This is a genomic window from Marinobacter sp. UBA2498, assembly GCF_002341575.1.
Taxonomy (GTDB): domain Bacteria; phylum Pseudomonadota; class Gammaproteobacteria; order Pseudomonadales; family Oleiphilaceae; genus Marinobacter; species Marinobacter manganoxydans.
The window spans coordinates 47225-52057 of record NZ_DDOI01000090.1; the positions used below are offsets into that span (position 1 = coordinate 47225).

Genomic DNA, 4833 nt, shown 5'->3' on the forward strand with positions numbered 1-4833 from the left:
AGTTTCAGAATCGATTTCCAGGGCGCATCAATCCCCTTGTACAACTGCCAGACGCCCGCACCAAGGAATTCTTCCTCCGGAATCGCCGGCACCGGGCCAAAATCGATATAGTCCTCGGCGCGCACAAACCGGTAATCCACCAGCTTGCGCATGCAGTCATCGTAGGTTTCCTCCCGCTCCGCAGGAATCAGCCACCACATGGGCCAGGCACCGGCCAGATGGATGCTGGTCCGGTAGAACTCGTCCAGCAGCAGGAAATGCTGGGCGCTGCCACAGTTCTCGCCGGTCACCTCTACCCGTTGCCGACCGGCACGCCAATCCGAAGCACAGAAGACGAATACGTGCAGTTCGACACCGAAAGATTCCGCCCAGCGGGCCAGCTTCGCGGCTTTGCGCTCAAGACAGCGGATGCCCCGCTCGGGCAGGTCACTGCGGTGACAGAGCCAGACGTCGAGGTCACTGGCCACGGAATGGCCAAGGGTTCCCGGGCTGCCCATCAGGAACATGGCGTCCAGATCCGGTTTGCGCTTGCCTTCATCCTTCAGCGAAAAAGTCCGGGCCAGTCGACGAGCCGCATTGATGGTGGCCGGTGACGGCTGATAGTTGCTCAGGCCATAGGGGCAATCGCTGTCCAGGTAACCCGGCAGGGCTGGATGATTGAGATGGAAAACCAGGGGCAGAATCTCCAGCACCATTTGCTGGCGATAGGACAGGGCCGAGTGGGCACGACTCCAGCGCTGCTGATTGACCAGCAGAAACCGGTCCCTCAGGCGACGGAGGGTCTTGCGATCTATTCCCTCCTCAAAGTCGAGGGAAATCGGGGCAACGTGGGCGGTCAAGGCGGCTCCGCAGAGAGGTTCTTTTCAGCATCAGTATGAGTATGATGTCGGCATCGTGGCAAAACCTTTAAAAAAATAAAAGCTGCAGGACACGCGAGGCTTACCCGCTGTGAAAGAATTCATCATTCGCCGCTACCGTTCGGACCAGTCCGCGACCTCCGGGCGCCAGACCGTTTTACGCATCGACGATGAAGGAAAAGTACTGTTCGCTGACCACCAGGCCGAGACGGTGCTCGGTTATGAGAGCAGCGAACTGGAAGGCCAACCGGTGCACCGGATCCTGGCATCTCGCCAGGATGATCCCTTTGCACCGGCAAACCGCCACCGGATCGAGCGTGGCCAGAACGTCCTGGTGACCTTCCGGCACAAGGAAGGTTTCTTCTACACCGCCTGCCTGAGCCTGCGACTCGACGTTCGGGATTCCGACAAGGCGGCGAGTGCCACGATTGCCCTGTGCGACAGCTCAAGCAGGGATTCCCGTCTGTTGCGAGCAGCGGAGAGCAGTGCCGGTTTCGGGATCTGGGAACTGGACACCCGCACGAATGAAATGACCTGGACCGAGGGAATGTTCCAGCTTCTCGAGCTGAGACCGGGCGCCGAAATCACGCCCGAACAGGCGCTTTTCTACTGCCAGACCGGCCAGGCCAGGGTCCGGGCCATGTTCCGCCGCTGCCTCCGAACCGGAGACGCATTCTCCCTCAACCTCGATATCGTTACCTCGCAACAGAACCATCGTCGGGTGACCCTCAGTTGTCGGGCTCTGAAACAGGGCGGCCGGATTACCGGACTCGGCGGCACCCTGGTAGACCGGACCGCCGATATGAAACTCGACAGGGCTCGCCAGCACGCAAACACCATGCTCGCAGCGGTCACCAGCGCCACCTCCGATCTGGTTGTGGCAGTCGATCTCTCGTTCAACCTGCTCCACTTTAATGACGCCTGGGCCAGACAGTTTGCCGAAACCTTTGGCGGGCGCCCGGAGGCAGGCGACAACCTGAGCGACCTGCTTCAGGAGTTCCCGAACGAACGCAGGCTGATGGAACGGCTCTGGCACCGGGCCTTCGAACGTGACAACTTCGTGGTCGAGATGCCCATGGCCCAGCAGTCGCGCCAGCTACCAGTGCATGAGTTCCATTACCAGCGCCTGACCAACGACCAGGGCGAAATCACCGGCGCGGTGCACGTGGCCCGTCGCATTGAGCCCAGGCTGAATCACGCCTCCAGTGAGGAATACCGGATACGTCACGATCCGGTTACCGGCCTGATGAACCGAAAGGCATTCATCGCTCGGGTATTAAGAACCCTGGAGCAGAAAACCCATCGAGAATCCTGCGACAGCCTGCTCTACCTGGATCTGGATGAATTCGAACGCTTTAACGATCTTGCTGGCAGCGGCACCTGTGACCGCTACCTCAGGGAGCTGGCCGGCAACCTCGGCGTGCGCGTCCGGCAGCGTGACGCCCTCGCCCGCCTCGCTGGCGACACCTTCGCCCTTCTGATCGAGAACTGCCCGGAAGCGCGGGCCCGCAAGATTGCCCAGGAAACCCTTGATTTGATCGGCGACTTTGTCTTCGACTGGCAGGGTCACAGCCTCCAGACCACCGCATCGGGCGGCCTGTTAATCCTGGACAACGACATCCCCGCGGATCCGGAGCAGCTTCTGGGCCAGGCTGCGGACCTTTGCCACACCGCCAAAACCTCCGGACGCAACCGGGTTCACGCGGCCAGGGCCATTGCCAACCAGACGGACGATTCAGTCGCCAGCAAACGGGTCGAGCAGATCCGCGACGCGCTGGACAAACAGTCGCTGATTCTCGAATACCAGGCCATGAGGCCGGTGGCCAGCCCCACCTGGGGCGATCACATCGAAATCCTCTGCCGGATTCCAACAACGTCGGATGATGAGGCGACACTCCTGCCCGACGATTTCCTCCCCATTGCGGAACGGTTTGACCTGGCAAAGCGCCTGGATCGCCAGGTGATCCGGCAAACCCTGGAATGGCTCGGTAACCAGCCCTTGCTGGAACTCCGATTGAAGTACTGTGGATTTAACCTGTCACTGGCAACTGTGCTGGATGACACCTTCGCCGACTTCATGGCCGATGCCCTGAACCAATCCCCGTTTGCCCCGGACTGTTTCTGCCTGGAAATCCGTGAGGCCCACGCCACCCAGTATCCCGACGACGTGGCCGTGCTGTGCGATGCCCTGCATCGGGCAGGCTTCCGCGTCGCCCTGGACGGTGCCGGCGCATCGGTGGAAAGCTACAGCCTGGCGGCGAGATTACCCGTGGATATCATCAAACTGGACCGGAGAATGGTTCAGCAGCTGGAGGAAGACCCGGTGCAGCAGGTGATGCTGGAAGCACTGCACCGGATTGCCGAGGCCGCCGGCAAAGTGACGGTGGCCACGTTTATCGAAAGCGACGATGCCCTTCGCAAGGTACGGACTCTGGGCATTCACTACGGACAGGGCTACCGGCTATGCCGACCTGAGCCACTGGACGAACTCACGCCGGCGGCGGTAGACCTCGCTACGGGGCGAATCGGCGGTTAACCGTTTCGCCCCGCTGAGTGCGCCGGCTCAGCCCAGCTGGTTGCGGGCCCGACCGACCGCCGCACGCACCTGATCCGGCGCCGTGCCGCCGAGATGATCACGGGCCTGGACCGAACCTTCCAGGGTCAGCACATCGAAAACATCGGCGCCGATATGATCGGAGAACTGCTGCAGCTCTTCGAGGGTCATATCAGACAGGTCACGACCTTCAGCCACACCGAACGCCACGGACTTGCCCACGATCTCGTGGGCGTCCCGGAAAGGCACGCCTTTCTTGACCAGGTAATCCGCCAGATCGGTAGCGGTTGAGAAACCGCGCTTGGCTGCCACTCTCATGTTGTCCGCTTTGGAGCTAATGGCCGGAATCATGTCGGCATAGGCCTTCAGACAGCCCTTGATGGTATCAACCGTGTCGAACAGTGGTTCCTTGTCTTCCTGGTTGTCCTTGTTGTAGGCCAGCGGCTGGCTTTTCATCAGGGTCAGCAGGCTGATCAGGTGGCCATTGACACGACCGGTCTTGCCCCGGACCAGTTCCGGCACGTCGGGGTTCTTTTTCTGGGGCATGATGGACGAGCCGGTGCAGAAGCGGTCCGGCAGATCAATGAAATCGAACTGGGCGGAGGTCCAGAGCACAAGCTCCTCGCTGAACCTGGAAAGATGCGTCATCAGCAGTGCCGCAAAGCTGCAGAACTCAATGGCAAAGTCCCGGTCGCTGACAGAGTCCAGGCTGTTCTCGGTGGGCCGGTCAAAACCCAGCAGTCGGGCGGTCATTGCCCGATCAATGGGATAGGTAGTGCCGGCCAGCGCAGCCGCGCCCAGGGGCATCACGTTCACCCGCTTACGGCAATCCTGCAGACGTTCGGCATCGCGGACCAGCATTTCGTACCAGGCCAGCAAGTGGTGCCCGAAGGTGACCGGCTGGGCAGTCTGCAGATGGGTAAAACCGGGCATGATGGTATGCGCCTCGCGCTCGGCCAGATCCAGCAGACCCGATTGCAGGCGCTTCAGTTCTTCGGCAATCACGTCGATTTCGTCCCGCAGGTACAGACGGATATCCGTTGCCACCTGATCGTTGCGGCTTCGGCCGGTGTGCAGCTTCTTGCCCGTGATACCGATACGGTCGGTGAGGCGTGCTTCAATGTTCATGTGCACGTCTTCAAGGCTGACCGACCACTGGAAGTTGCCGGCCTCGATGTCTGCCTTGACGCCTTTCAGGCCCTCAATGATCTGGTCCCGCTCGTCGGTGGTAAGCACGCCAACCTCGGCCAGCATGGTGGCATGGGCAATGGAACCGGTGATGTCGTGATGGTACAGGCGCTGGTCAAATCCCACCGATGCAGTAAATTTTTCAACAAAGGCATCGGTGGGCTCACTGAAGCGCCCGCCCCAGGGTTTTTCAGAGCTTGTGGTCTGGTCAGACTTTTTCTGATCCGTCATGGT

Annotated in this window: 3 protein-coding genes; 1 reads left to right on the forward strand and 2 read right to left on the reverse strand. The window is 60.6% G+C overall.

Features of this window, described 5'->3' with window-relative positions; translation table 11 throughout:
* On the reverse strand, positions 1-839 hold an 839-nt coding region (locus tag B2W52_RS12765; protein WP_286803412.1), incomplete at its 3' end, for a class I adenylate cyclase.
* Positions 840-948: 109 nt separating this feature from the next.
* Here B2W52_RS12765 and B2W52_RS12770 point away from each other — a divergent pair.
* On the forward strand, positions 949-3393 hold the full coding sequence (locus B2W52_RS12770; RefSeq protein WP_286803414.1) for an EAL domain-containing protein: 2445 nt from the start codon (positions 949-951) through the stop codon (positions 3391-3393).
* A 27-nt stretch (positions 3394-3420) separates the two neighbouring features.
* Here B2W52_RS12770 and argH read toward each other — a convergent pair whose 3' ends face one another.
* Positions 3421-4830, reverse strand: coding sequence for an argininosuccinate lyase (argH, locus tag B2W52_RS12775; protein ID WP_286803420.1), 1410 nt, complete (start codon positions 4828-4830; stop codon positions 3421-3423).
* Positions 4831-4833 lie beyond the last annotated feature (3 nt).

What these genes read in the sequence shown, in the direction of transcription:
- argH (WP_286803420.1), bottom strand. Translation starts at nt 4,830, where the DNA reads ATGACGGATCAGAAAAAGTCTGACCAGACCACAAGCTCTGAAAAACCC.